Below are 2,288 nucleotides of genomic sequence, written 5' to 3' on the forward strand. Positions count from 1 at the left end.
CACGCCCGTGTCCCGCTGGTGCTGGTTGCGGCCGTAGGGCCTTGTCGCGGGCGGGGGCGAACTCCACCGGGGCGTAGATGCTGATCACCCGGCGGTCAGGGGGTCAGACCGTGGTGAGGGCGAATGCCTTCTCCATCAGGTCGTTCGCCGCTCCGCTGATGACCCGCTCGGCGCGGGCGTCCGCCTTCTCGGCGTCGGTCTTGCCCCGGGTCGGGGCGACGTGGTTGGCGTACTCGGTGAGCGCGTTGTATCCGGCCCACCGCGTGCCCCGGATACCGGCCTGGGTGTCGGCGTGCTCGAACAGGTTCGAGATCGCCCCCCACCGCTGGCGCTGGTTGGTCTTGGCGCGGGCGTGGTCGCTGTCCTTGACCGGCCACAGCTCGTCCACCACCGACTTCAGCTCGCTGAGCGTCATCTCAGCTTCGATCATGCGCTGTGCGGCCTGCTCGAACTCCTCGGCGTACCGGAACGTCAGACCGAGGGCGGAACGGGCCTGCGCGATACGGGCCTTGGCTCCGGCGGTGTGCCGCACCACGAACGAGGACCGGGCCCCGTGAATGGCCGCGCGCATGGTGTTCGCGCACACCACCCGGACCGGCGTCACCAGGATGCGGAACGCTGAGCCTCCGTCGTGGCTGTTGAACGCTGCGATGTACAGATCAACGTCGTCGTTCCCGCCGATCGTGAGTCCCTGTGGCATCTTCATGGTCAGGAACACCTGACGGCCGTCCTTGAGCGATCCGGCGGTCTCGAAGTGCGCGCCGGACTCGTCAGCCAGCAGGTTGAGGAACTCGGCGTGTTCTTCGTTCTGAACGGGGTGGTAGTCGTTGCCGACCACTCCGAGTGCCTGCGTGCGGCCGGTCTTGGGGTGCGTGCGCGCGGTCGCGAAGTGCTGTGACACCTCCAGCGGCGTGGTTCCGTCAGCTGTGATCTCGGTCGCGTTCAGGGGGAGGAGTCGCACGTTCCAGCCGGACAGAGACGCGATGCGCATGGCGTCTTCGGCGGTCATCGCGCCGTCGGTGACGGTGCCGAGCTTGTGCCAGGCGCTCGTGTTGGCGGAGGCGAAAGCTGCGGTGCCGTCGGTGAACTGCTCGATCTCGTGAGCCACTTGGGGCGTCCCTTCTGGTGACGAACGTTCGGCGTGTCCGGTAGGGGGCCAACCCTCGAACTGGTTCCATAATACCTAACTCCGGGGGTGGGGCAAGCGATTAAATCCCTGGTGCGTCCCACCCCCGGGGCGGCCTGCTGACCTGCGGCTACAGATGCGGCGGCTTGTGCCGGGTCAGGTCACTCTTCCCGCTCGGCAAGGGCGGTGACGCCGTAGTAGAGGTACTCCGGCACGTGGAACACGTTGGTCTCGACGGGGTAGTACTGCGGGCGCTCGGTGATCATACGGAACATCCGCCACCCGCCGACGGCGTCAGTCTCCGACCACTCCAGAACCTTGCCGAAGCCTGCGAGCGTGTCACCGACTGCGAGGTACTTGACCTGTGCGCGGTAGCGCATGGTTCCGGTCCGGTCGCGGCCCCCTGCTCGACTACATGGGCGCGGGGGTGGGTCTTGAGCTGCTGGGCGATCCTCTGACTCATGATCAGTTCCCTTCCGTGGGGGCTTACCGCTGCCAGTGCTGCGGCAGTGCCGTGACGCTCCACGTGTGGACTCCGGTCAGTGCGGTGACGAATGCGCCGTTCCGGTACTCGCTGAGGCGGTAGAGCGTGGACTCTCTTCCTCGGCGGTCCAGTTCGCGCTCAATGCGCGTCACCCAGTAACGGCCGTGGCAGCACTCCTGCGACCCGTGGTAGCTGACCAACTGCCCGATGCTGGGGCCGCTGTCCGCGTGTAGGGCGGCGGACAGGTTGGCCAAGGCCGTACCGAACGTGTGCGGCGGCAACGGCACGTCGGTCAGCGCGGGCCCGGTGTGCCCGGTTCGTACGCCAGAGATCCATCCCACCTCGAACAGGGGCCGGGCCAACTCGCGCACGTCGTGCGGGAAACCGGTGTTCTCGGGGGGGAGCTGTTCCAGTGCTGCCCGGAAAGCGGCCTCGATCTGCTCCCGCTCTGCCTCGGTCGCCGGAACGGCGCGGTGGGCGGGCTCAATGCTCGTCATGCTCACGTGACTTTCCCTTCGATTGGTGTAGGCGCTGGGCTGTCCCGGGGGGGCCCGGTAAAACGGGCCCCCCCGGGGGGGGGAAAAAAATAATAAACGCCGCACCCAAAAAAAAAAAATTATATATAAGAAGTGACCCCACCCAAAAGTATAAACACGGAAACTTTAACACACAAATATA

Annotated in this window: 3 protein-coding genes; all 3 read right to left on the reverse strand. The window is 66.0% G+C overall.

Annotated elements, in window-relative coordinates:
• Nucleotides 1–103: 103 nt before the first annotated feature.
• On the reverse strand, nt 104–1,108 hold the full coding sequence (locus tag ACFXGX_RS43070; RefSeq protein ID WP_384803920.1) for a DUF932 domain-containing protein: 1,005 nt from the start codon (nt 1,106–1,108) through the stop codon (nt 104–106).
• 179 nt (nt 1,109–1,287) lie between these two features.
• Entirely contained in the window at nt 1,288–1,506 is a 219-nt protein-coding gene (locus tag ACFXGX_RS43075; RefSeq protein ID WP_384803923.1) for a hypothetical protein, read from the reverse strand.
• Nucleotides 1,507–1,612: 106 nt separating this feature from the next.
• On the reverse strand, nt 1,613–2,107 hold the full coding sequence (locus ACFXGX_RS43080) for a hypothetical protein (protein ID WP_384803926.1): 495 nt from the start codon (nt 2,105–2,107) through the stop codon (nt 1,613–1,615).
• Nucleotides 2,108–2,288: the final 181 nt, after the last annotated feature.

It is taken from the genome of Streptomyces sp. NPDC059371 (genome assembly GCF_042751995.1).
Classification (GTDB): domain Bacteria; phylum Actinomycetota; class Actinomycetes; order Streptomycetales; family Streptomycetaceae; genus Streptomyces.

Coding starts and splice junctions, on each gene's coding strand:
- ACFXGX_RS43075 (WP_384803923.1), bottom strand. CDS start 1,506: ATGCGCTACCGCGCACAGGTCAAGTACCTCGCAGTCGGTGACACGCTC.
- ACFXGX_RS43080 (WP_384803926.1), bottom strand. CDS start 2,107: ATGACGAGCATTGAGCCCGCCCACCGCGCCGTTCCGGCGACCGAGGCA.